The 26,435-nt window shown below is 34.7% G+C and carries 22 protein-coding genes and 1 tRNA gene; 8 read left to right on the forward strand and 15 right to left on the reverse strand.

The genetic code is table 11. The annotated features are described in order from the left end of the window. Positions 1 to 40: 40 nt before the first annotated feature. The 4 genes from arsR (at position 41) to XJ32_RS07880 (ending at position 2,766) form a co-directional block, all read left to right on the forward strand. On the forward strand, positions 41 to 721 hold the full coding sequence (gene arsR / locus XJ32_RS07865; RefSeq protein WP_005219348.1) for an acid response regulator transcription factor ArsR: 681 nt from the start codon (positions 41 to 43) through the stop codon (positions 719 to 721). A gap of 272 nt (positions 722 to 993) precedes the next feature. Beyond that, positions 994 to 1,635, forward strand: a complete 642-nt coding sequence (locus XJ32_RS07870; protein ID WP_077388931.1) for a hypothetical protein — start codon at positions 994 to 996, stop codon at positions 1,633 to 1,635. 2 nt (positions 1,636 to 1,637) lie between these two features. Then, positions 1,638 to 2,357, forward strand: a complete 720-nt coding sequence (gene ung, locus XJ32_RS07875) for a uracil-DNA glycosylase (protein ID WP_077388932.1) — start codon at positions 1,638 to 1,640, stop codon at positions 2,355 to 2,357. 331 nt (positions 2,358 to 2,688) lie between these two features. Then, positions 2,689 to 2,766, forward strand: a tRNA-Met gene (locus XJ32_RS07880). A 217-nt stretch (positions 2,767 to 2,983) separates the two neighbouring features. Here XJ32_RS07880 and htpG read toward each other — a convergent pair. Further along, on the reverse strand, positions 2,984 to 4,822 hold the full coding sequence (gene htpG / locus XJ32_RS07885; RefSeq protein ID WP_077388933.1) for a molecular chaperone HtpG: 1,839 nt from the start codon (positions 4,820 to 4,822) through the stop codon (positions 2,984 to 2,986). A gap of 298 nt (positions 4,823 to 5,120) precedes the next feature. Next, the gene (locus XJ32_RS07890; RefSeq protein WP_077388934.1) at positions 5,121 to 5,789 is read right to left on the reverse strand and encodes a DedA family protein; all 669 of its coding nucleotides are present in this window, start codon (positions 5,787 to 5,789) and stop codon (positions 5,121 to 5,123) included. A 93-nt stretch (positions 5,790 to 5,882) separates the two neighbouring features. Here XJ32_RS07890 and XJ32_RS07895 point away from each other — a divergent pair, with 93 nt between their 5' ends. The 3 genes from XJ32_RS07895 to XJ32_RS07905 all read left to right on the forward strand — a co-directional run bounded on the left by XJ32_RS07895 (position 5,883) and on the right by XJ32_RS07905 (position 9,711). After that, positions 5,883 to 6,536, forward strand: coding sequence for a carbonic anhydrase (locus XJ32_RS07895; RefSeq protein WP_005219438.1), 654 nt, complete (start codon positions 5,883 to 5,885; stop codon positions 6,534 to 6,536). A gap of 215 nt (positions 6,537 to 6,751) precedes the next feature. Next, positions 6,752 to 8,365, forward strand: coding sequence for a glutamate--tRNA ligase (gene gltX / locus XJ32_RS07900; RefSeq protein WP_077388935.1), 1,614 nt, complete (start codon positions 6,752 to 6,754; stop codon positions 8,363 to 8,365). Between the two features lie 137 nt (positions 8,366 to 8,502). Beyond that, positions 8,503 to 9,711 carry a radical SAM protein gene (locus tag XJ32_RS07905; protein WP_254422317.1) on the forward strand — a complete coding sequence of 403 codons (1,209 nt, stop codon included), beginning with the start codon at positions 8,503 to 8,505 and terminating at the stop codon, positions 9,709 to 9,711. A gap of 90 nt (positions 9,712 to 9,801) precedes the next feature. On the opposite strand, the gene XJ32_RS07910 is transcribed toward XJ32_RS07905, so the two are convergent. The 12 genes from XJ32_RS07910 to XJ32_RS07965 form a co-directional block, all read right to left on the reverse strand. Next, positions 9,802 to 11,274: an FtsK/SpoIIIE domain-containing protein gene (locus XJ32_RS07910; protein WP_077388936.1), complete on the reverse strand. Its 1,473-nt coding sequence runs from the start codon at positions 11,272 to 11,274 to the stop codon at positions 9,802 to 9,804. A gap of 63 nt (positions 11,275 to 11,337) precedes the next feature. Beyond that, positions 11,338 to 12,039: a hypothetical protein gene (locus XJ32_RS07915; protein WP_077388937.1), complete on the reverse strand. Its 702-nt coding sequence runs from the start codon at positions 12,037 to 12,039 to the stop codon at positions 11,338 to 11,340. A gap of 9 nt (positions 12,040 to 12,048) precedes the next feature. Next, positions 12,049 to 13,272: a methyltransferase gene (locus XJ32_RS07920; RefSeq protein WP_167619993.1), complete on the reverse strand. Its 1,224-nt coding sequence runs from the start codon at positions 13,270 to 13,272 to the stop codon at positions 12,049 to 12,051. 82 nt (positions 13,273 to 13,354) lie between these two features. Then, positions 13,355 to 13,558 (reverse strand): ATP-binding protein, encoded by a 204-nt coding sequence (locus tag XJ32_RS07925; RefSeq protein ID WP_254422318.1) that lies wholly within the window; start codon positions 13,556 to 13,558, stop codon positions 13,355 to 13,357. After that, on the reverse strand, positions 13,549 to 14,988 hold the full coding sequence (gene dndC / locus XJ32_RS07930) for a DNA phosphorothioation system sulfurtransferase DndC (protein WP_254422319.1): 1,440 nt from the start codon (positions 14,986 to 14,988) through the stop codon (positions 13,549 to 13,551). The genes XJ32_RS07925 and dndC overlap by 10 nt, the downstream gene beginning before the upstream one ends. A 35-nt stretch (positions 14,989 to 15,023) precedes the next feature. Next, a complete protein-coding gene (locus XJ32_RS07935; protein ID WP_077388940.1) occupies positions 15,024 to 15,311 on the reverse strand; it encodes a hypothetical protein in 288 nt (95 codons plus the stop codon). 279 nt (positions 15,312 to 15,590) lie between these two features. Further along, positions 15,591 to 16,136: a dTDP-4-dehydrorhamnose 3,5-epimerase family protein gene (locus tag XJ32_RS07940; RefSeq protein WP_077388941.1), complete on the reverse strand. Its 546-nt coding sequence runs from the start codon at positions 16,134 to 16,136 to the stop codon at positions 15,591 to 15,593. A gap of 1 nt (position 16,137) precedes the next feature. After that, on the reverse strand, positions 16,138 to 17,424 hold the full coding sequence (locus XJ32_RS07945; RefSeq protein WP_077388942.1) for a DegT/DnrJ/EryC1/StrS family aminotransferase: 1,287 nt from the start codon (positions 17,422 to 17,424) through the stop codon (positions 16,138 to 16,140). Positions 17,425 to 17,452: 28 nt separating this feature from the next. Continuing rightward, entirely contained in the window at positions 17,453 to 18,511 is a 1,059-nt protein-coding gene (locus XJ32_RS07950) for a GDP-L-fucose synthase family protein (RefSeq protein WP_155761488.1), read from the reverse strand. A gap of 140 nt (positions 18,512 to 18,651) precedes the next feature. After that, positions 18,652 to 21,723, reverse strand: coding sequence for an efflux RND transporter permease subunit (locus tag XJ32_RS07955; RefSeq protein ID WP_005219910.1), 3,072 nt, complete (start codon positions 21,721 to 21,723; stop codon positions 18,652 to 18,654). Between the two features lie 68 nt (positions 21,724 to 21,791). After that, on the reverse strand, positions 21,792 to 22,916 hold the full coding sequence (locus tag XJ32_RS07960) for an efflux RND transporter periplasmic adaptor subunit (RefSeq protein ID WP_077388943.1): 1,125 nt from the start codon (positions 22,914 to 22,916) through the stop codon (positions 21,792 to 21,794). Between the two features lie 19 nt (positions 22,917 to 22,935). Then, on the reverse strand, positions 22,936 to 24,282 hold the full coding sequence (locus XJ32_RS07965; RefSeq protein ID WP_254422320.1) for a TolC family protein: 1,347 nt from the start codon (positions 24,280 to 24,282) through the stop codon (positions 22,936 to 22,938). 228 nt (positions 24,283 to 24,510) lie between these two features. Here XJ32_RS07965 and XJ32_RS07970 point away from each other — a divergent pair, with 228 nt between their 5' ends. Next, complete coding sequence (locus XJ32_RS07970) at positions 24,511 to 25,683, forward strand: type II secretion system F family protein (RefSeq protein WP_077388944.1); 1,173 nt, start codon at positions 24,511 to 24,513, stop codon at positions 25,681 to 25,683. Between the two features lie 156 nt (positions 25,684 to 25,839). On the opposite strand, the gene XJ32_RS07975 is transcribed toward XJ32_RS07970, so the two are convergent. Next, the gene (locus XJ32_RS07975; protein WP_077388945.1) at positions 25,840 to 26,433 is read right to left on the reverse strand and encodes a hypothetical protein; all 594 of its coding nucleotides are present in this window, start codon (positions 26,431 to 26,433) and stop codon (positions 25,840 to 25,842) included. Between the last annotated feature and the right edge of the window lie 2 nt (positions 26,434 to 26,435).

Genomic DNA, 26,435 nt, shown 5'->3' on the forward strand with positions numbered 1-26,435 from the left:
AATACAAGCCGTTTAAACCTAGTAATAGCAGGGGTGTATAATGTTAGAAATTTTAATGATTGAAGATGATGTTGAATTAGCCGAAGTATTGAGTGATTATCTGAAGCAACATGACATTCATGTAACAAACTATGATGAGCCATATACGGGCATGTCAGCACTTGCAACAAAGCATTTTGATCTTTTATTACTTGATCTTACTTTGCCAAATCTTGATGGACTCGAAGTGTGCAAAAAAGTCGCAAAGCAAAAAAACATTCCTATAATCATATCATCAGCAAGAAGTGATGTAAATGATAAGGTAAAAGCCCTTGATAGCGGTGCAGATGACTATATCCCAAAGCCTTATGATCCAAAAGAGCTTGTAGCGCGCATTCAGTCCTTACTCCGCCGTTATTCACAAAAAATGGCAGAAGAAAAGATAGCAGATAAATCTGTGATATTCTCCATTGATAAGGACACAAGGGAAGTGTTTTTCAAAGATAAAAAGCTTGATTTAACAAGGGCTGAATATGAGATTCTAACCTTGCTTATCAGTAAAAAAGGGCATGTTTTCAGCAGGGAAGCAATCGCGATTGAATCTGAGTCTATTAACCCGGAAAGCTCAAATAAAAGCATTGATGTTATCATCGGTAGATTAAGATCAAAGATAGAAGAGAATCCTAAAAATCCGCAATATATCATTTCTGTGCGTGGTGTCGGCTATAAGTTAGAAGCATAAAGATTATAATGTATAGTATGTAATATGTGCATGTTTGTTGTGTGATAGTTTGCATATTTCCATGTATGTTGAAAGTGTGGGTCTAAATAGACATTTTTAAGGTAAGTGAGAGGGGGTTATCTCAATATGGCAAGAACTTTAGAGTAGATAAGATTCATAACCAAAGAATAAAACTTGCTTTATTGTGCTATCATACTCTCTATGGTTGCTTGGAATCTTTTTTGCTTTTATGATTTTAGATTCTATAAGGATTTTGTATCTAAGGGATTTTGATGTTAAGATTTTTTATTTCAATAAGATTTGTATCACTGCTTTTTCTTGCGTTTATATTTGTAGCTTGCTCTCAAGGTAACTATAAAGCAGAATATTATTCCACCGTGTTGCCAACCTATGATTTTGATACAAATGCACCGACAATTATCGTATCAGACCCGTGGGATCTTTCGTCAAAATACTATGCAGGACAAGCATTACTAGCCTTTAAAAAAAGGGGATTTAATAATATCTATATGCAAGGGCAGATTGATACTTCCTATGCTAGAAATGTGATCTACATTCGCGTTGCTAAGGAGCAGTTAGATCCAGCAAGTAACTATCAATATACATTTAATGCAACAGGTGTTTGTAATGTGATAAATGGTGTCCCTTCATGTAGTATTGACACAAAGAATGGAGAATCTACAAAGAAAAACACAAAGCGAGTTGTGCGAGATGCTTATCGCGTAGCATTTGATTGGTATGATGTGTATAAAAAGACTAGGGTGTTGTATGTAGCAGGGAATGCAGCCGTTGATAGCGGACAATACACAGATTTACATGTCTTTACAAACTTGATTAATGACACCGTGTCAAGAATGGAGTTTCGCAAACCTGTGCAATATATCTATAATGGCTCTTTGAGTTCTAATCATTAATCATGTTGATACCCAAAACACTTTCACCACAATGGGTTAATCTACTTAAAGATGAGTTTAGCAAACCCTATTTTTTAGAAATCATAAAGCATTATAAACAAGCCTTACAGACGCACAAAAATGCGGTATTTCCGCAAAATGCGATATTTCCACCAAATGAGCTGATTTTCAACGCATTTAATCTCACGCCACCAGAATCTGTTCGCATTGTAATCTTGGGACAGGACCCCTATCATGGTAGCATTTTTACACAAGATGGAGAAATACCGCAGGCTATGGGCTTAAGCTTTAGTGTGCCAAAAGTCGTGCCAATACCACCTAGCTTAAAAAATATTTACAAAGAACTTGAAAATAGTCTAGGGATTTGTATGCCAAATCATGGTGATTTAACACAATGGGCTACAAAAGGTGTGCTATTGCTTAACGCTATCCTTAGTGTGCAAAAAGGCATGGCAGGTTCGCATAAGCATTTTGGCTGGGAAACTTTCACAGATTCTGTAATTCATGCTCTCTCAACGCATTTTAGCGGTATTGTATTTATGCTATGGGGGAATTTTGCTAAAAAGAAAATCTCTCTAATCGATAGCACAAAACACGCAATCATCACAGCCCCACATCCTAGCCCACTTGCTAGGGGTTTTGTAGGTAGCGGTGTATTCTTGCAGGCAAATAAAGCTCTGCAAGATATGGGTAAAATGCCTATGGATTGGCGTATTATTTAAAGGCTTTAAAATCCTATACATCTATAAAAAAGCTAAAAATAGTTTTATGAATCATGTGGTATATACACGCATAGATAAATCCCTTAGTATTTTGTTAAAAGCATTGCATAAATTAATTTTATATATTGTTCTTACTTACGTCTATGTTGCATGTTTTAGCAATTTATGCAGCATTGCAAAAACTTAAAATATGTTATAGTCCCACCCAAAATACTATATTAATTCCTTGTATGAGAAAATAAAATCAAAATATATAAATACCATAAATGCTTCAAAGTCAAGGGACTTGACTTTGTATATATTATTGTGCTATAATACGCTTTCTCTAAATGTCAGGGTAGCTCAGCTGGTTTAGAGCGCTGGTCTCATAAGCCGGAGGTCGGGGGTTCAAGTCCCCCCCTTGACACCATATATCTGCATAATCTCTTATTAATTTTTATGAATCATAAAATCATTTCAGTTTTATTTCAGCAGTAAGTTTTTTGTAAAGTCTTAATGGATAAATATTGTCAATAGATAGATCATTTCGCAAATGCAAAAATTACATAAGGTTATAAGATTGTGTGTAAAATCTTACTAGATTCCAAACACACATTAAAATAATATCCCCTCCAATAATTACAACACTAAATACTCTTTAGCAGCATTTCATGCACGCTATCAACATAGCTTTTAGAATCTTTTAGGCTTTGCCCCTCAAGTATTTTTGCACCATTAAAGAGTATAAGGCAGTATTTATCGCGTAAATCCTTAGGCATATCTTTAATTTTTTGTATCAATTCATGGTTTATGTTAATCTCTACATTCTTTTTTGGTTCTGGCATTTCCTGCCCCATTTGCCGCATGATTTGCTCCATATAGCTATTTTGCATACCCTCATCAGTGAGTGCTAAAGGTGAAGTGAGACTATCGCTAAGACTTACTTCATTTACACCATCTAGCCCTTTAAAAGATTCTATAAGAGTTTCAAAAGCTTTCTTTTGCTCTTCACTAATCTCGCTTTTAATGCCCTCACTTGCCTCTTTACTATTAATATCAAGCAGCTTTGTGCCATCAAACTCGCCAATTGTAGGAATGACAAAGTTATCCACCTCATCGGCAAACAACAGCACATCATAGTCTTTAAATTTCTCTAACACAGGATTATTTTTCAGCGTTTCTAAATCCTTGCCTATTGCATAGAATATACCCTTTTGCTCTGCAAGCATTGCTTCTTTATAGGCTTTAAGGCTTATATACTCGCCCTTTTTCAGCGAATACGCACGCATAAGTTGCAATAACTTCTCTTTATTTTCATAATCGCCATATAACCCCTCTTTTAGCACCTTGCCATATTTTGTATAAAAATCTTTATATTTTGCTTCATCTTTTGCAAGAGATTCTATCATGCTTAATACTTTTTTAACTGATGCACTTTTGATTTGTTCTAGAATCTTATTTTCTTGCAATATCTCTCTGCTTACATTGAGTGGCAGGTCATCGCTATCAATTATCCCATGTATAAATCGCAAATATGAAGGCAATAGCTCTTTATCATCATCAGTTATAAACACGCGCTTTACATACAGCTTCACATGTGATTTATAATCCATTCTTTGCATATCAAATGGCGGTGTCGCAGGGATATAAAATAGGCTTTTATACTGCAATTTCCCTTCAGCATGAGTGTGTATGTAGCTTATAGGCTTTTCCTTATCATAAGCAAGTGTGCCAAAAAAGTCTTCATAATCCTCTTTTTTTAACTCACTTTTTGACATCGTCCAAAGGGCTTTTGCTTTATTGACTTGCTCTTCTTTTTCTTCTTTAGTAGTTTCGTCTTTACCCTCCTCTTTTTTCTCTTCTGTGTATTGTAAAAATATAGGGAATTGAATGTGATTTGAATATCGCTTAATCACATCTTCAATACTCCATTTGTTGCAATACTCTTTTGCATCATCTTTAAGATAAAGCGTGATTTCTGTGCCATAGTCTTCCTTACTTGATTCTAGAATCTCATATTCACCATCACCGCTACTTATCCATGTATATGCTTTTGTATCAAGAGCCTTTTTCGTATTCACAACCACTTTATCAGCCACCATAAAGCTTGAGTAAAAACCTACGCCAAACTGCCCAATAAGATTAGAATCTTTCTTTTTATCGCCACTTAGATTCTCTAAAAAGCTTTTTGTGCCACTTTTTGCTATCGTGCCAAGATGATTGTTTAAATCATCTTCATTCATACCGATACCATTATCAGCGATTTTTAGAATCTTTTTTTCACTATCAAAGCTAATGGTAATCCTTGGGTGAAACACAAGGCTTTTATACGCATCATCGCTTAGTGTGAGATGATTTAGCTTATCGAGGGCATCACTTGCATTTGAGATAAGTTCGCGTAAGAATATTTCTTTATTAGAATAAAGAGAATGTATCATTAAATCAAGTAATTGCTTGATCTCTGTTTGAAATGCTTTTTTTGCCATATTAAACTCCTAATTTCATATTTTGAGTTAGCAATTATAACATAAGTTTGATAAATAAATACAACCTTTAGTCAATATTATTAACTTTAATTAGTATATTGATATAATGTTTTTTTAGTCATTAATTATAATATACTGCTATGTTTCTACATTGCAGGGCTATCTTGTAGAGATTTAATGATGTTTTGTTATTTTAGATTCAAATGAACCCTATGTAAAACTTCAAATGCAGTATTAAGATTTCTTAAGCAAGGCTTACAAAGCCTAAATTGAGTGATTTAAACGCAGCGACAAGGATTTATTTCTGTTTTCTCTTACGCATAAACCACATATATACCAAAGCACATATACACACAAAGCCAAGCACTGCAACTATAATAAGACGCATTTTTGCCTTAATATCTTGCTGTGTAGAATCAAGCTCTCCCCTGCCAAATGTATCCACAATTTCATTAATATCAATCCCACTAAAAGTATCACCAAGCCAATATCCAAACCCCGTCAAAATACTCACCCAAATACCAGCCCCAATGAGTGTAAAAATACTAAAACGCACTAAATTCATCTTAGCAAGTCCCGCAGGTAAAGAGATATAATGCCTTACAACAGGGATAAGCCGACCTATAAAAGTGCTAATCTCTCCATGTTTATTAAAAAATTTCTCTGTTGTAACAAGGCTTTTTTCTTTCATAAAAAAGTATTTTCCATATTTTATAACAAAGATTCTACCTATTTTTATGGCTATAAAATAATTACATAATGCACCAGCAAGGCTACCAAAAGTCCCCGCAAGAATGGCTAATACAGGATTCATCTTACCCTCCCACACGAGATAACCAGCAGGTATCATCACCACTTCACTAGGCAGGGGCAGCACACTTGATTCTATCGCCATGAAAATAAAAATGCCAAAATATCCAAAAGATTCTATAATGTCAAGAATGGTGTGTATAATAGTATGTATCATTATCTCTCTTTGTGCAATCAAACTAAAAATTGCATTATATAGAAACATTTTGTATAATTGCAAATAGGCAAAAACTCTTAATTAAGGCAGGATATGAACGAACTCTTTCAAGGTGCAATAAAATTTTATGAAGAAGATTATAATAATGAAAAAGCCTTTTTTAAAAGTTTGCAGGAAAATAAACCACACACGCTTTTTATTACCTGTGTAGATTCTAGAATCGATCCAAACAGACTCACACATTCAAAGCCCGGTGAGCTTTATGTCGTGCGAAATATTGGCAATTTAATACCGCCATTTAAAGATGAAAATAACGAGATGATGGAGGGCTATCTTGCTACCACTTCATCGATTGAATACTCTATTTGTAAGCTTAAAGTGAAAAATATTATTGTATGTGGGCATAGTAATTGTGGGGCATGTGCGGCGGTCTATAATCACGATATGCTAAATGAAATGCCTTATGTAAAAAAATGGCTAGCCCTTCTTAAACCAACGATAGCACAAGTTGAATCCATGCAGCCAGAGAGTGAGCATAAACGCATTTGGCTTACAGAATTGCAAAATATCCAACAACAGCTTCATAATCTTTTAAGCTATCCATTTGTTGAAGAGCGTTTTAATCGCGGGGAATTGCAAATCTATGGTTGGTATTACAACATTATGAACGGACAGATTCTAAATTACAATCTCATCACACGCGAGTTTAAGCCAATCGTTGGGGATAATACACTGAAAAGCGAATAAATAGGTTTTGTTTGACATAATAGTTGCTAATGCCGTGTAGGTAATGTAGGGACTAGAAGCTAAATATAGAGCCTTGTATAGATTAGCTTTAATACTTTTTAAGGATATGGAATCTATCTATAAACGCAAAATACACTTATCTCCCCCTTATTTATCAAAAATAAATTATAATTTTAGATTCATTTGTAAAAGATTCCAAACATAAAAGGGAAAATATGATTACAACAAGATTTGCACCATCGCCAACAGGGCATTTACATATCGGTGGCTTACGCACCGCATTATATAGCTATCTACACGCAAGAGCAAAAAATGGTAAATTTTTATTACGCATAGAGGATACAGACACAGAGAGAAATAGCAAGGAAGCACTTGATGGAATCTTAGAAGCATTTAAATGGGTGGGGCTAGAATATGATAGTCCTATGCTTTTTCAGAGTGAGAGAACACCAATTTATCAGCAATACGCACAAAAGCTTTTAGATTCTAAACATGCCTATCATTGCTATCTTACAAAAGATGAATTAGCGGCTATGCGGACACAAAATAAGGGGGCAAATCATGCAAATTGTAGTCGTAAATACAGGGATTTTATCGGTGAAGTCCCAAAGGATATAGTCCCTTGTGTGCGTATTAAAGCCCCACTAGAGGGCGTTATTAGCTTTGAAGATGGTGTGAAGGGCAATATTAGCTTTCAGGCAAGTGAGTTAGATGACTTTGTGATTTTACGCAGTGATGGCACGCCGACTTATAATTTTGTCGTTGCTATTGATGACGCACTAAGCGGGATTACAGATATTATACGCGGTGATGATCATATCTCAAACACGCCAAAGCAACTACTTGTATATAAGGCATTGGGCTTTGATATACCAAGATTCTATCATATCCCTATGATTTGTAATGAGCAGGGCAAGAAGCTAAGTAAAAGAGATGGGGCGTTATCTGTATTAGAATATAGAGATAGCGGGGTCTTGCCAGAGGCTTTGCTGAATTTCTTATTTAAGCTTGGGTATGGGCATGGCGATAAAGAAATCTTTAGTTTGCAAGAAATGATTGAATGCTTTGATCCGCACAGGATTAATAGCAATCCTTCAGGCTGTAACTTCTCAAAGCTATATTGGCTAAACGCAGAATACATTAAGGCAATGGATAATGAAAAGTTAGCACAATTACTTAATATAGAGAATCTAAAATCTACAAAATCCAAAACGCCCACTGCGGAAGTATTTTTAGATAATTTCAAGGGTTGTGCAGATTCTTGTGCGAGAAGTTTATTGGACATAAATGACGAAGCACAAGAAGCAAACTCCCCTAAACAAACTTTTTTGGAAAGTGCCAAAAAGACAACGCAGACTCTAGAATCTCTATCAAATGAGAGAAAAAACATACTTTTAAATGAGTTAAAAACGCGTGTAAATGATCTTATAAGCATGAGAAATGCAATCGCACAAATCCTTAATACACCCTTAGCACTTGAGAGTGAAAACATGGATAAATCACAACAAGCATACTATGATAAAGCCTTGTATAATAAGCTATTCACACAAGATACTAAGGCGATTTTAGAACAAGCCTTAAGTCAATTTATAGATAAATTACAAAATGCAACACTAAACATCGATAGCACAAAATCTCTCATACAAGAACATGCAAATAATATTGCAAATACATTCGCAATAAAACCTAGCATATTTATGCAAGCCCTGCGTCTTGGGCTTTTAGGACAAAAGGGTGGCATTGATTTGGGTGCATGTCTTTGCGTTTTAGATAAAGATGAGAGTATTAAAAGAATACAGAATCTAATCGAGTTTGCAAAGCAAAATTAGGTGTATTTATTGTTTTGCTATAAAAATGCAATATAATGAAATCTTTATTATAATAACACGATTGCAATATCATTATTTAAGGAACAATATGACAACAATCACCCCCCCCCCCCCATAGAGATGACAATATTTTTAGAGTGCGATATATAGAACGCAATGCGGATTATTTTGGGGATTATTGCACACAATTTAGATTCAAACAAGTGAAAAATACCATAAAACAACAACCGCAACATACAATACGAGCACTATACATGTATGTTGTAGGAAAGGCACGAATAAGGAGTCAAAAATCAGGCAAATGCACTCACATTAGTTTCAAACAGGTTAAAAAAGATATAAAACAGAATCCATCACAATTCTTTTCAACACTCTCTCAATATGTTGCATGGAAAAAGCATAAACTAGATAAAAAACTTGAAAATATCGCAATGAAATTTATCCGTTCATATTACAAAAAACGCGTAAAACTTGGCAAAGTAGATATACCATATATTGAGCTTGTATTAACTACAAAATGCACTTTGCGTTGTGAATCTTGCAATAATCTCATGCAATATTTTGATTCAAAAAATCAATACATTTGCACTTATGAAGGCATCAAGCAATCACTAGATAAGTTTTTTGCTGCCATAGATTCTATACATAGTGTTCGTATTATCGGTGGAGAGCCGCTATTGTTTAAAGATATTGATAAAGTGATTACATATCTTGGGCGAGAAAGAAAAGTAAGAAGTTTTAACATTGTTACAAATGGCACAAGAATCTTTAATGACAAATCCCTTGCTGCATTAAAAGCTTGTCCTAATGCGATAGTTTGCATATCAGATTACAGCAGATCGCCGAATCTAAAAGTCCCATTGAAGCAAGAAAGCCTTATAGATCAACTAAAAACCCATAAGATTCCATACTATGTAATTTGGACAGACAAAAACTCATCATGGTGGAATCCGGGCAAAATCTATAAGAGAGGTCGCACAAATGAGGATATCATACGCAATTTTAAAGCCTGCATGATGCCTTGCGTTAGTCTCATGAGTAGTGAAGGCATAAGGCGTGATAGCACAAAAGAGACAATAGAATCTGAAACAAGTATTGCCCCAGATGGTGCTTTGTTTATATGCCCTATTGCAAGTTCTCTTTCTCGCCTTAAAGGTTTGAGAGAATTTCAAGGGGACTTCATTAATCTTTCAGATTCTAATCTTAGACAAAGGATTGTAGATTTTTACGCACAAGATTTCTTTAAAGCGTGTGATTATTGCCATGATATGTGGCTAGAAAAAGAACATATTCCAATCGCAGTGCAAACAGATTCTATATTAAAACTAGAACCAAATAATACTTAGCATTGTAATGCGCAGAATCTCTTTTTAAAAATGAAACGATAGATTTTTCTAATTTTTTCATAAAGCATAGAATATTGTAAAATAGAATCATCAATAAAGCTTTACACCAAACACTCGTTTTGGGCTACTTGCACCATCTAGCTTGATTAGCATATCGCCTTTACCACTCAGTTTTTCAGCTCCACTTTCACCAAGTATCACTCTAGAGTTTTCTGCCTTAGCTACACATAAAGCTATGCGACTAGCACTATTTCGTAAATCGCTACTTAGATTCTTAGAATCTGGATTTTGCATACCAAGTATGATGTGAATCCCTGCTTGACGCACGATAAACATATTTTTTGCAAGTTTTTTCTCAATCTCTTTATTATCCCTAATCACAAAATTTAGCTCTTCAACAAAAACAATCTTATATGTCAAGCCAAGCGATTCTATATCACTTACTTTTGCTGTTACCATACGCTCATTTCGCTCTTTCATCTCTTCTATCAAATCATCTAAAAACTCACACGCTTCTTCACTCTCTGTAATAAGCCTTATTTTATCGCCAAAGATTTGATAATCAATGCCAAGTTTTGGGTCTATCACCACAATTTCTGCTTTATTACTCAATAAAAGAGAATGTATTATGCTTTGCAAAAATATCGTTTTTCCACTGCCTGTTTTCCCTGCGACAATTAGATGCGGTGCTTTTACTAAGTCAAAATAAAAGGGCTTTTTCTCTATATCAAATCCCGCAAAAATAGGCAGTTTATATCCTTGTGATTGTAATAAAGAGAGAGCATTTTCAATCTCTACTTTGCTAGGATAGCTCCACTCAGAATCTTTTTTTTCTACTTCAATATTATAAGTCCTTGCTAAACCACTGCAAGAAGTAATTTTCACATTAGATAATGTAGTCGTTTTATCAAGGTATTTTGCCTGTGTTTCAAAGCTTTGTATTTTAAGCGGGTCTTTTACCTCAACCTTGCAGATTCTATGTCTATAAGAATTTAGTGTTTCTAAATGTGTAAGGGCAATATTATGTTTCGTAAAATAAGATTCTATCTCTGTAAAAAGTGTGGAATCTTGCGTATTTGTAGAATCTGTGCCAGACTGCGTAAAGTCTTCTTTTTGTAAATGAAAGCCTAAATTATCCTTGCACCATTGATAAAAGCAGTCATTATTTTTCCACGAGTGATATATCTCAAAAAGTCCCCTTTGTATATTTTTGCCAAGCAAAGCAGTATAAGCCTTATCATCGCTAAATAAATCGACTTGTAAATAGGCGTGAAATTTCTCTGTAAGCAAAGCCCGATATAAAAGATCCATATCTTCATTTTCGCCTTTATCTTTGCCGCTGAGTTGCTCTAAATGATATTCTTTCCCTCTGCTTCCGCTTAATTGCCTTTCCTGCCAAAGAGTAGAATCTAGTGGCAAAGGCTTTAATCGCAACGCTAAGGCTAGGGCCAAACGCAAGATAAGATATTTTGGAATCTCATTTTCAGACTCAAAGCCTAAGCCCTCTTTTATCACACGATAGATAAGATTTTCTTCAGTTTGATTTGTGTAAAAATCTGCCATATTCACTCCTAAAACAATTCACTAGAATCTTGCACACTTTTAATTTTTGCGTGTCCTCTATCTTCACTTTACTTGTGTGGCATCGCCCTGTATATTCGCAAGTGGTTTTACTCCAAATTGTGCGATAAATTTTTTAATCATAATATCTTCAACTGCTAGTGATTTTGGTGAAGCAAAGGGGACAGATTTTTCACCACGCCATTCTATTATCATTACTTCATCACTACAATCATAAAGATAAAGATTAAAGGTCTTACGAGTAGCGACTAATGATTGAAGCATTTTAATATTTGTAGTAGAGGCGGTCCGCCAATTATTGACTACACCACAATTATAAGATCCGAGTCGTTGTTTAAAAGTAGTGCGAGATTGACCAAATTTTATAATATGCTCTTTGTTTTCAATCTCACAAGTAAGGATATAAGCTACTCCCAAGGCTGTATCAAAGATTTTCTTTGCGTTTTCATTGGCAAAGTTTAAAGCTAATATTTTTTCATTTTTACGGATAGAATCTTTTATCTCAAGCGGTTTTGCTTGTAAATTACAAATAAAAATAAAATCATCTTTGCCGCTAAAGCTAAAATCCTTAAGTGTGGGTTGGGCTTGAATTTCTACTAGATTAAAGGGCTTGTCATTTTTATTATTAAGCGGAAAAATTTTTGACAATGCGTTTAAGTAGTCATCGCCACTTTTTTGAATATATACGCCATTTATCTCATCACAAAGAGAGATAAACTGATTTAGAGTGAGTGAATCTTTTGCCATTTTTACCCTTTAGTAGCGTATTTTTTTATGTAGTTTTTCTATATCGTGTAGCTCTTTTGAATCCAGCTCTATTTGCTTATCAAATGCTAAATGCTTTAAAACCATTATATTATTAAAATTACCATAGCGAGTAAGGTGTATCAATACCTTAAAATGCGGTTTATTTAATATTTTTACATACTCACTTGCTTCTTTTTTAGAATCAAAGGCAAAATACCCCACAGACTGCGTAGTGTTAGCCCTAGATTCTATATAGGGGATAAAATAAGTTGATAGCGGAATGATGATAATATGTTTATCATAAATGTCTTGTTTTTTACTTGCATAGCGGGTTTTGCGTGGAGTATGAATTGTGCGGTATTTATAAATATTATCTTGCGTATCGCTTAAAAATGCTTTTTGCGTGAAATTATGCAAATCGCAACGATAGGTAAAATTATTGGGCGTTTTTGAAACCAATTTTTCAATAGCATTTAATATATTTTGCGACATATAAAGTGGCAAAAATGGTAAATCTTTTGGGATTACAACATTGTGTTGAATATCTTTTAGCAAATAATTATTGATAATCGTTGTTTTATTATCCATCACGCCTTTTTGCCATACCATAATGCTAAATGAGCTTCCTACATTTTTAAAATACTTTTTTACATCATTATCAATTACTATAAACGAGCCAAGATTTAATAGCTTTTTTAAAGTCGTATTGTTGTTATTGTAAGTCATATAATTATTTGGCGTTACGAAACAAAGATAGCCCTTATCGTTAAGTTTATCAATACTAGATTCTATAAATTTATTAGAAAGTGAGCGGTTTTTATTCCCACCGCCAGAATAGGGAGGATTTGCCATTATTAAATCAAATTTTCCCAACAAGCTAGATTCCATACCTAAAAAATCATAATTGCTTATATGTGTAGGATTTAGAATCTTTTTACAATGTTGCAGTCGTTTCTCATTAATCTCATTAAAATATATGTTTTCTATATCGGTTTTAAACATAGCATACGCACCAAAATTCCCATTTCCACAGCAAGGATCTAGCACTCTTATATTTTCTTGTTGCCAAAACTCATTTGGAATATAATCAAGCATTATTTTTACGCATTCCATAGGTGTGCAAATATCATCACTGCTCAATTTATGAGAATCATCTTTATTTAAAGTATTAAATATATTAAAAATGGATTCTATGTTTTGTTGTGTTATGCAATCAATTATATTTTTACTCATTACAATAGCCTTGCTGACATTTAAATAAAAGTTTTTATATTTTACTATAAATTTATTATTGCAATTTAATGCCATGATGCAATTAATGATAACAAACAATCATCAGTGTTTCATTTAAACCCGTGCCAAGAAAAAGTAGTTTTGCACAACGGATAAAACTTGTTTTCCCAAAGCCATTATTACCATAAAGGCAATAAAGATTCTTATCACTAATCTGCCTAAATGCAACGCTTACCTTTCCATAATAGGCAAAAAGATTGCAAATACTAACCTCTTCTATAAACATTCTTGCTCCTCTTTTGTGCTTTTATCATTCAGCAGTTTTTCAATCTCTTCTTTTATTTTTGCTGGTGCACTATTTACTCCCCTTCGCCCATAAGTGTTATAAATCTCAAGACTTGTATGAAGCAAGGCTTTTATATCATCAAGCCCTACTTCTGTGTTTTCAGTATTTGCCACAATATCTTCTAGAATCTCTTCGTGCAAAATCTTTTGCTTTTTATCTTGCATACAAACTCCTTTCTTATTAAATTTCATCGCTATTTGCAATGCGGTGTTTTCAAAGTCAAAATCCTTGTCCCATTCCTTTTGTATCTCTAGAATCTGGGCAGAATTAATGAGTTCTTTCTCTCCACCAAGACTTAGAAACTCTTTTTCAGTTTCTAAAAGCTTTGTAAAAATCTCTATGCGTGTTTTGCTTAAAAATGGTCCAAGCCCTCCATTTTTATACACCGCTCTGCCGTCCCTTTTATAATCTGCTCTAGCTAATTTATCTTCTCTTAAACGCTTTATATAGTTTCTAAAATCATTCAGCGGCTTTAGATGATTTTCCCCTGTGTCTATAAAGCCCTGCAAGGATTTATCCTCACTCACCACAGTGCAAACCCAGCAGCCAAACCTACTCCCACCACAACTACTTTGAGCTAAATGCGTGATAAACTGACGCTCATCGCCACTTGCCTTTGCATAGAGTTTAAAAAGCTCACTATGATTCTTGTCCCATAAGGGCTTATGTGTGCTTAAATACGCCCATACATCATCAGTGCTCCATTTGCTAAGGGGTGCATAAGTCATTGTATTTGGAAAATCATCGTGTTTTGAGAAGCCTTGATTGTTTAGAATCCGCTTTTGCATAGACTTTTTTCTATTTGTAGATTCTTGCTCTCTTGTGCCCAAAACAAGCAGGGCAGAACCAGCCTGTTTTGTTATATTTGCAACTTCTATTCTACTTGGCGTAATTTTTAATCTATCCGTGCACCAGCGAAATGTCCTTGTGGGACTTGGATAGCCTTTGCCAATAAGATTTACCCAAAAGTCATCTTGCAAACTTGGCGAGACTTGCAAAATGCTAAATGGAATATCATTGTTTTTTGCGTGAGTGTTTATAGAATCTAACACATTATGTAAGAATGTATCAATATGTGGGGCTTCTACAAGCGTATTTGAGGCGATAGCATAGCTTTGCCTTTGTAAATGCTTTGGCAAACTTACTAGCATTTCATAAAATAACTGCAAAATACAAGTAGAATCTTTCCCACCACTAAAAGCGATAATCCACGCACGAGTCGTGCTTAAAAACTGCCTTTTTAACTCATTTTTTGTTTGCGTGATAATGTCATTTAGCGATGTTTCTTTTGTATGTTTATTCGCTGCATTCTCAACAAAGCTAAACCCAAAGTCATATAGCTCCATAACCCCAGATTCTAAATAATACACTTCATTAAAAGGATAGTGCGTATTCTCTAATAACGCTAGAGAAAACTTTGCAAATTCCTTTGCCCTTTTGGCTGAAAAGCAGAGAAATAAAAGCGGCTTACTAATGGGGGGGGGGGGGAAGATAAGTTAAAATTGTTAGTTGTATTAGAATCTTGTAGATTAAAATTTTCTTGAATAAAGATAGAGATAGAATCTTTTGTCGCTAAATTTATAGAATCTTTTAAATGTGCGACATTATAAGTAGTAGTCGCTCTTGTATCAATAAGAGTGAAAGTAGCATATTGCTTTGCAAAAGATTCTATATTTAAAGCTAATATATCCAAACTTCACACTCCTACACTAAGAATACTCAATCAACTTCTCTTGCAAAAATATTGGCATTATAGCAAGAATATTTACATACGATACAATATTTTGCAGCTTTTATGTAAGAATTAAATAAAGCAATAATTGTGCAATTTGTTTGAAAAATAGAAGTATTGTTTTGGGCTTCAAAATAACATGACATTTTTTACACAATGCAGACTTGCTTAGAATTCTTGCATACATAATAATAATATGGAATCTTAGCGATACACTTACTGACAAAAGAATGGGTTATTCTATCTATTGCGACTATCTGCAATAATGTCCCTCTCTGATAGAATCGGTTTTGTTGTAGGCCAATTAATGCCTATTTTCTCATCATTCCATGCGTATGTAAATTGATCTTGTGCATCTAGGTATTCCCCATCATAGGCAAGTTTATAATAATAAACTGCATGATTTGAACTTACATAATATGAATTTCCCATATTTGGCGGTATTAAAATAATTTGTTGATTGTTTTCATTAATGATAAACTTTTCCCACTTAAGATAGGTTTGTGAATCTTTCCTGCAATCTACCACAACTTGATGCACTTCGCCATACACGCAGGTAACTAGCTTATATGTTTTCACATCTCCATGTATGCCACGCAAAACATTATGACATGAAGTAATGATCTTATCATGTTTGAATCTTATATTATTTGGTATTAATTTGCCTATATGTTCTTCTGTAAAAATACTCCAAATCTCACCGCGTAAATCTCTAAATTTATTTGGTGTAATAATATATACGCCTTGCAAAAGTTTAGATTCTGCTATATCAAATTCTATTGCCATTTTATGCACTCCTTGCAAAGCGAAGTGCTGGATTAAAATGCTTATTGTTTATAGAATCATTAACAACAGAATGTTTGATATAGGAATTTAAAGGGTTAGTTACCCCCCCCCCCCCGTCTATCACTGCTTTTAATAAATGCAAGGAATCTGTAATATCTACTTGATGATTCCCCACAAAAAAGCCATTATTATGCAAGTGTTTTGCATTTTTTAAAGAGCCATGTACCTCATAGTCAAAATAGCTTAACACCTCATTTTGTGTAAAATCACCCGCCACAATGGGTCGATACTCGATATTGTTTTTATCTAATTGTTGCAATATATCCTCTCGTTGTATCATAGAATCTGGGCGAATAATCAAAGAGAAGCCAAACCAAGAGCTAAGTCCAATTTGCTTTTGAATGATAAAATCGGGGTGATTTTGAAAGTATTTGCAAAAAAGTTCCGCATTTTTTCTTCTATACTCTAAGAAAGTAGGAAGTTTTTTTAATTGTATGATGCCAATAGCCCCACTCATCTCAACAGGTCGCACATTATATCCAGGCAAAACAAAGCGAAAAGATTCATGAAACCAGCTATCACTTTTTGGTGCTACTAAGTTATCTTTTGGCAGATTTCTAGTCCAGCCGTGCGCTCTTAAACAAAGTAAAATGTGATACAACTCTTCGTTATCAGTAACTACAAAGCCACCCTCCATAGTCGCTATATGGTGTGAAAAAAATGTAGAAAATGTCCCCATAACACCAAAAGTGCCAGCCTGCTTGCCTTTATATTCTGCACCCATTGATTCACAATTATCTTCCAATAAGATAATATTTCTACCGGCTATAATAGCCCGTATTCTATCAAAGTCATTTGGATTACCCAGTAGATTAACGCACATAATCATTCTTGTAGAATCTGTGATTACATCTTGCAAGGATTGTAAATCATAATTAAGTGTTTCCAAATCAATATCTACAAATTTTAATTTTAGCCCATATTGATATAAAGGATAATAAGTCGTGCTCCAAGATACAGCAGGGACAATGACTTCATCACCTCTTTTTAATTTATTGTGCTTTGTATAGAACAAAGCTGCAGTTGCTATTAAATTAGCAGTTGAACCAGAGCTTGTCATCACAGCATATTTAGATCCTACAAACTTTGCAAAATCTTTTTCACATTCGCTTACCTTTTTGCCCATAGTAAATATATCATTATCAATAACTTCTTGAATTGCCTGTAACTCTTGCCTATCCCAAGTAGATGACGCTAATGGATAACCTTTTAATGGATATTTTGTCATGCTTTTCCTTTCTTAAAATATAGGTGGTTTACTTGTAAATACCATTTACATAATCTTTATACATCATATTTAAACCTTCTTTTAATGTAATTTTGTGCCGCCAACCTAATGCGTGTATTTTACTTAAATCTATACTTTTTGCCAATGTGCCATCATTTTTACTTGTGCTTTCAAATGAAACTTGCCCTTTATAATCTAGCATTTCTTGTAACATGAACGCTAGATTCTTAATCGTGATTTCTTCGCCAGTGCCGATATTAACATGTGAATTTCTTATTTTCCCATCAATATTTTGTGCAATGTCTTTAAAATCTTTATGTTGCATGAGATAAATGCAGGCTCTAGCCAAATCATCACAATGTAAAAATTCTCTACTCGTATTTCCAGTTCCAAGAAGCATTACCTGCTTATCATCAATGCCAAATTTAGAAAGATAGATTCTAGCTTCTTCAATAGTTTTTAGATTTAAATCTTTCAATAATTCATCATATCTATTTTCATGAAGCAATTTTGCTAAATATATTTTTCTAAAAATGGCTGCTTGAACATGAGAAGTTTCTAAGTCAAAATTATCATTTGAGCCATACACACTTACAGGCATAACCGGTATAAACTGCACCCCATATTGAATACTATAAAATTCACACAATTTTAAACCACTAATCTTTGCTATCGCATAAGGCTCATTATTGTATTGCAAATCACCCTGAAAAATATATTCTTCTTTTATGGGTAATGGCACAAATTCCGGATAGATACAAATACTGCCAAGATATAATAGCTTCTTTGTATTATTTTTAGCAGCATAATGGATTACATTATTTTGCATAGTAAGATTCTCATATAAAAAACTCGCTCTATTCTGCAATTGCGCCACCATGCCACCAACTTTAGCCGCACAGAAAAATACATACTCTGGTTTTTCTTGCTCGAAAAAATCACTAACTAAAGCTTGATTTAATAAGTCTAATTCTTTATGAGTTCTTACAACTAGATTATTAAATCCCATGTTTTGTAGTTTTTGAAGCACGGCTGAACCTATAAGTCCTGTGTGTCCAGCTATATAGATTTTAGAATCTTTTGTCATTCCTATATTCCTAATTGTTAGTGTATTGCGACTAAACATAACCTAATGCTATATTCAAAAAGTCAAATCATAGCATATAAATTACAAGATAATGCTTAAGATATTTTAAGTCAAAAGGGCTAATTATACAAAATCTAGTCTTACTGCTCTCCATCAATAATCTTAAAGCGCTTTGCAATCATTTTAAATGTTGGCGGTAAAATAAGTAGTGTGAGTGCTGTTGAAGTGGCAAGTCCGCCAAGCACAACGACTGCTAAGGGCTTTTGGACTTCACTGCCAACACCACCACCAATAAGCATAGGCACAAGTCCAAGTGCTGCAATACTTGCCGTCATTAAGACCGGTCTAAGTCTTCTTTTTGCCCCCATTTCTACTGCCTCATCAATGCTGTGTCCCTTTTTAATAAGCTGGACAAAATAGCCTACCATAACAAGCCCATTTAACACGGCAATACCAAACAATGCGATAAAGCCTACACTCGCTGGTACTGACATGTATTCACCTGATAGATATAAAGATATTAAGCCGCCTGTTACTGCAAATGGAATGTTTAATAGAATCATAAGTGAAAGCGTAATAGAGCGGAATGTAAAGAATAGAATAAAAAAGATGACTAAAATGCTTAGTGGGATAACAGTGCTAAAGCGCGCGTTTGCCCTTTGCTGGTTTTCAAACTGCCCACCATAAGTGAGGCTATAACCATCGGGCAGTTTTACTTCCGCACTAATTCTTGCCATAGCTTCTTCTACAAAGCCACCTAAATCCCTATCTTCAACATTACTTCTTACAACGCCCACACGACTGCTTTGCTCTCTCATAATACTAATTGGACCATCAACCGCCCTAATTTCTGCGACAGAGTTAATAGGCACAACCAAGTCATCTTCAGAGCTTAACTCTAAGCCTTGAAACTTTGATACATCATAGGCAATATCGCTTGATTGACGGATAAGCACAGGTGTCCTTGCAAAGCCTTGTGGTATATAATCGATAAATAAGCCCTCTAGTGAGCTTTTCATAAATTTTGAAAACTCTTCGACACTAATATTTGTTCGTGCCATTTTCTCTCGTTGTGGCGTTACATAGAAGTAATTTACCCCTTTATTCAATGCGGTATAGACTTCCTTGCTACCCCTTATATCCTTTAATATATCAGCGATTTGTGTGCTTAAGCTATTTAACTCATCAATATCAGAGCCAAAAATCTTAATGGCTACATCACCACGCACACCTGTTACCATTTCGCTAATACGCATGTCAATGGGCTGGGTTACAATAAATGTAACACCTTTAAAATCTTTTACAGCATTATGTATTTTATCAATTATTTCTTTTTTGTTTTTTGCTTCCCACTCATCTTTTGGCTTTAAGATGATAAAAGAATCTGATTGATAGAATCCAGCTAAATCAAGTCCTAACTCATCAGCACCAGCACGCGTAATAATGGTTTTAATCTCGGGGACAGAATCTTTAATTTGCTTTGTGATTCTAAGTAAAATATCACGCGATTCATCAATAGAAGTCGATGGTGTCGTCTCAATGGACAATACAATATCGCCCTCATCAAGTGTAGGCATGAAAGCCTTACCAATATAGGGGAAAAGTGAGAAAGCAAACACAAGAAATACAAGTGAGCCAATCATTACAATGCGACCATTATTTAAGCAAAACTTAAGCATAGGGTGATATAAATACTCAATCCCACGCAATAAAATCGTTTCTTTATGCGGCTTTGACTTTAATACAAACGAACACATAACAGGAATAACCGTGATTGAGAGTATAAGTGAGCCGATAAGGGCATATACAATAGTTTCTCCCAAAGGCACAAACATTTTCCCCTCTAAGCCTTCTAGTGTGAGAATGGGCACAAAAAATACGATAATGATAATAATCCCACTTACAACAGATGGGGCTATCTCTTTTGAAGCACGATAGATTGTGTGAATCTTTGTTAGATTTTGCTCATGGCTTAATCTCTCAAAGGCGTTTTCTACCACAACAACCGCAGAATCTACTAAGATTCCAACAGCGATTATAAGCCCACCTAGACTCATTAAATTCGCACTTAAGCCATTTTTCTCCATTAACGCAAAGGCAACGGATAAAGCAAGAGGTAAAATAACACTCACAGCAACAGCCGCACGCAAATCCCCTAAGAATAAAAATAAAACGATAACAATAAGCACAATGGCTTCTGCAAGGACTTTAATCACGGCATCTACTGCCTTTTGTGTTAAATCAGATCGATTGTAGAAAGTATTTATTTGCACATCTGGTGGGAGATTAGCCCGAATTTCATCAAGCTTTTTTTCTACCATTTCAATGGTATTTTTCGAGTTTGCCCCCCTTAATCCTAGCACGATTCCTTCAGTCGTTTCTCTCTCGCCATCTATTGTTACAAAGCCTAGTCTTGTGCGATGATTTTCTACCACTTGAGCGAAGTCTTTTATCCGCACATAGCCATTTTGCGTAGGCATTGAGATATTTTCAATGTCTTTAATGTTTTTTGCTGCACTTTCAATTTTTACAAGATACATTTCACCGGGGCGATTGATTATCCCCGCGCCATCATTTTTTAGATTCTCACGCAGCACAGATTCTAACTCTGATATAGAAATCCCAAGCTTTGCCATATCATGAAAATCTGGAATCACAACATAAGCCTTTGCAAAGCCACCATAGCTACTCACATCAGCCACACCCTTGATACTTCTTAGGGCTGGGCGGATAGTAAAGTCAAGCAGCTGCCTTTTTTCAGTTTCTGTGATATTACCCTCGATAGTAAACATATACATATCACTCAAAGGCGTTACAATCGGGGCTAAACCACCACTCACACCTGCTGGTAATTCAGACATAGCAGTGCTTAATCTCTCGCTTACCATCTGCCTTGCGATATTCATATTTACAGAATCTTCAAAGTTAATAGTAATATCTGCAATGGCATATTTACTTGTGCTTCTTAGTGAAGTCTGCCCTTGTAATCCTAGCAATTCAAGCTCTAAAGGTCGCACCACACGATTTTCTACTTCTTCAGGGGAAGCCCCGGGCATTTTCATAATGATTTTTACTTGCGTAGAGCTTACATCAGGGAAGGCATCGATTGGGATTCTCACAAAGCTAAACACACCATAGGCGAGTAAAAGACATGCAAGGATTGTAACGATAATCTTTTGTCGCAAAGAAAATTCAATGATTTTTGTAAGCATATCTAGCCACTCCCTTATATATACACTGAAGTATTAAGCAAAAAATCTTGGCAAATCCTGCTATACAATTAATGACCATTGCCATCACTCCCATCTTCACCTAGTCCAGCCATAACACCTTTTAGCAAAACAAGTGAGCCTTTTGCCACTTTTGTGCCAACTTTTAATCCATCTCCCTCTACCACAGCTGCACCATCTCTCTCTTCTAAAATGTTTATAGTAGTGGGCTTAAATCCATTTTCTACTTGAATAAATGCAAGATAGTCATTGTCATATTTAATCCAGCAATCATCAGGTATCACAACTGCACTACCACCCACTGACCCTGCCACATAAATCTCTACTATCTCACCGACTTTAAAGCCCTTTGCCTCCACTCTTGCTACTGCACTAATGGTATTTGTCTGCTTATCAATGACGCTTGAAATGCTTTCAATTATGCCTATTTTATCGCCCTTATCATTAAATACAGAGAATCCTTGCTGCACGCTTTTAAGCCTATTTTGCGGCACTCTTATGCGTAAAAGCACATTGTCATTATCAGGCTTTGCTATCCTTATATAAGGCGTAAAAGCTGGAATCTTTTGTCCAATCTGTGTTGGCACAACGCTTAGTGTCCCGCTACCACTAGCGCGAACAAGAAAGCCATATTGCCCGCGTGGATTATCTGGATTAATACCAAAGATATTAAAAGATGATCGGATTTCATTCATTTTCAAACGAAGCTCATTCATAGTAAGATAGCTTGTTTGATACGCTCTTTGTGAGATAACGCCTTGCCGTAATAAGTCTTTATCTTTCCTTTCTACTTCTTGTGCGATTTGGAATCTACTGCGAGTATTTTGCAGTGAGAAGTAAAGCTCACTCAAAGCATTTGAGCTAATCTCTACAATAGGCTCTCCCTTTTTCACACTCTCACCAGCCCTTTTATAGAGATTCACCACGACAACTTCAAGGCTTGAATTTTGCGTATAACCATCTTTATCATCAAAATCTACTACTGCAGAGAAAGGCACGCCCCTTTCATTTGAAGTGTTTTTAATAGCAAAGATTCCAACGCCCATTGCCTTCATTTCAGAATCTTTTAAGCTTATCGCTTCATATTTTGCTGTATCCGCATAAAGCGGTATAAAAAATATGCTAAATAGCACAAAAAGATTCTGTAAAGTTTTATAAAAGTTTGCTTGTATCATGGCTTTTCCTTTCATCTTTTTAATCTATTTTTGTGAAACTCTCGCCTAAAGTCTCTTCTAAAAGCGCAACTATATCAATGTATTTTATCTGTGAATTGACAAGGGCAATTTGTGAATCTACAAATGCGTTTTCTTGTGTGATATACTCAAAAAGAGTAACCTGCTGTGCCTCATAGCCCAAGCGATTAAGTTCTGCTAAATGCTGCTTTGCTTGTGTGTTTTGCTTTGCGATGTCAATGTATTTTCTTTGCAGGGCTAATTCTTGCAGATATGCTTTTGCTTTAATAGCAATTTGCTTTTTTGTAATATTTGTCTTTGCAAGTGTGCCAGATTCTAAAGCCATATATTTTGCTTTTAAATGCGATTGTTTCCTTGTAACAGGCAGGGGAATCGTAGTCTTCAAAGATGGATTATAGCTTGAGAGTGAGTGATTAACCCCTATGCCTACCTCTAAATTTCCCCATAGATTCTGTCCCTCATATTGTGCTAGAGATTTATATTCTTTTGTTTGAGAATCCAGTATTTCAGTATAAAGTGAAGATTGAATCTTTTGGTCTAGCAAACTCTGCTGCATGTCGATAAATTGAAACTCTAAACCTTTTATAATAATCTCATTATGCTTTGTATCGCTATCATCATTTTCTATATTTTCTATGCTATGCAATTCCTTTTCAATCGCATATAGCATATTTGTATTATCTTTATTTGTTGAGATATGTGCGTAATGCTGTTTATCTAAACCCATAAACATAAAAAGATTTTTTTGTAACTCTAAAAGCTCATTTCTCACCGCTACACTCGCTAGAGTAGAATCTAGATAAGCCACCTCAAAGCTTACATAATCTTTTCTACTGATACTCCCGCCCTCTAGCCTTTTCTTTGCGATATGAAGTAGCTTTAAAAAGTTTTCTTCCCTTTTAAGATAATAGCGACATTTCTCTTTTGTAGCCACATAGGTAAGATAAATGCGTTTTGCATTGATAAAGTTAAGATTTCTAAGCAGATTATGTGTCTTTTGATATTGCTCCCCTTTTGCTTGCAGGCTTTGTTTTAAAAGGGCATTTACCCACCAGAGTTTTGGTTTAGCAACGATTGACATATCCCATTCTACCCCAGATTTATTGGTGTCTTTCGCTGTGTTTCCACTTGCCTCTATTGTAGGATATTCCCATGCAATACTTGATTTTCTTTCAGCCAGCATACTTTCAAATTGTGCTTTATTATCGATTAATGAAATTGCATTTTTATCAATGGCTTTTACAAAGTCTTGCAACTCAAAAGTTTGTGCAAAAAGTGATATGTGATATACACAAAAAAAGCCAATCACATACATATATTTTCGTAGAAAACCCTGCGTTGTCTGCACTCATTCTCCCTTTGTGTTGTGCCTTAATTTGCTACTCTAAAATATTGAATTTATCCATAGAAAAAGTAATAAATCTCAAAAAATAAAGCTTTTATTTTAGTATAAAAAAGTTATCATTATATCATTTCACTAATATTTTACAAAAATTTTACATTAGAGTGAAACATACATTTTATAAAAAGCTGTAATTTTGTTATAGTTATACATAACTTTATATCTAGGATAGCTATGTCACTTTTTAAATGCAATTATCAAAGCATAAACACGCAAGGTGTGCGATACATCTTTGCTAAAAACACAGAGGAAGCAAAGCAAAAAATGTTGCAAAAAAATTTCCTTGTTACAAATATAAACGAAGTTAGCCTTTTTATGCGATATGGTAATAAAACACAAGAACTTGAAAGGATTTTTTGGCAGCTTGGGTTTAGCTACACTTCGGGTTTGCATTTAATCTCTATTTTACAATCCATAAAAAAAGAACTATATTTTAAGGAAAATGCGGCGTTATTGCAATCTATGATTCATGCACTAGAAAAAGGCGATACGCTTTCTAGTGCCTTGCAAAAGCATATAAATACTTGCGGGAGTCTTGTGGTAGCGTTATTTAGCATTGGTGAAAAGAGTGGATTTTTGCAAGAGACTTGTGAGTTATGTGCAAAAGAAATATCACAAAAAAATGCCTATATACAAGCATTGCGTAATGCTATGATTTACCCATTGTTACTTGCATTAAGTTTTTTATGTGTATTTTTTGTGCTTGCATTTTTTGTGATTCCAGAGTTTGCTAACCTTTATAATGAATTAGGTGCGAATTTGCCTTTTTTTACAGAACTTACTCTTAAAATATCTAGCTTTTTACAAAGTTATATATTTGAGATACTTGCTTGTATTCTAATTTTTATTATTTTTTGTTTTATATTTTTGAATAAAAAGTTAGTTAGAGATAGAATCTTATTGCATATTCCTTTCATTAATCATGTAGTAACTGATTATTGGCTTTATATATATTTTTTGGGGTTACATTATTTTTTAAAAAGTAAAGTGCCATTTATGGATAGTATTGTGCAGTGTGAAAAATTGATACACAATAGCGTATTGCAACAAAAAATTTCCCACTTGAGATTTATGCTAGATAAAGGCATACCGCTAAGTCAAGCCCTAAATAGCATTGATATAAAAATCGCAAATATCGCATTACTACAAAGTGGAGAACAAAGCGGAATGCTAGATAAAGCCCTAGAATTGAATGCAAGATTCTATAAAGACAGATTCACGCAATCCTTGCAAACTTTGCAAATACTCTCGCAACCTTTTGCAACAATTATTATGGGAATCCTAATCGCAGGACTTGCATATAGCATAGTAGCACCCATGTGGCAGCTTTTAGAAGTAGCGATTTAGATTCTATAAGCACAGATTCCAGCGTTTTTCTTATTGTGTGTAAGTATTGGGCATTTCCAAGGGATATTTTATTTTTTTAAAAGTTCAAAATAATAAGAAACTCATCTATCAGCACTCTCTTCGTAAGTTTCGCGGTCGCCATTTGCAGCCCAGAATCTAATACGCAATATGCTCGTATAGTTCTATTACACCTAAGTCATCTTGTATGAGTGTGCGTGTCATTCGTTGATTTTTCTTTTTTAAACAACCGCTTAAGTCAAAAAAGAGTGTCTTATCATCTTTTTTCCAAAGTGTGTAGGTGCATTTTACATTATATGAATTTATGAAAGTATAGTCGTGCTCTTTATTATCCTGTGGTAAGCCTAGTTTTAAGATATTTGAAAGGTGTGCTATGCGGTCTTTCTCCCTTGCTGCGTGATGGTGTTTTAAGTAAATGACTAGATTTTCTAAAAAGATTCTATGCATCATTTCAATATCTGCTTGCGGATAAAAGCACTTTGTAGCATAGCACATAATGTTACCATCACACACTCTTTTTTGCCAAGTCTCATCGCATTTTGCATCTTCTACATAATCGTTTTGATTGAATAGTAGTTTTATGCGTTTTATGGTTGCCTCTAGCCAGTGTTCTTTTGGGCTAGATTCTGTATTTTTAGTAGATTCTATTTTTTTAGAATCTACTTTAGAATCTGCTATCATAAGACTAGCACACACCATAAAAGCCATAATATATCTATACACAAAACGCATAA

Source organism: Helicobacter bilis (assembly GCF_001999985.1).
GTDB lineage: Bacteria > Campylobacterota > Campylobacteria > Campylobacterales > Helicobacteraceae > Helicobacter_A > Helicobacter_A rappini.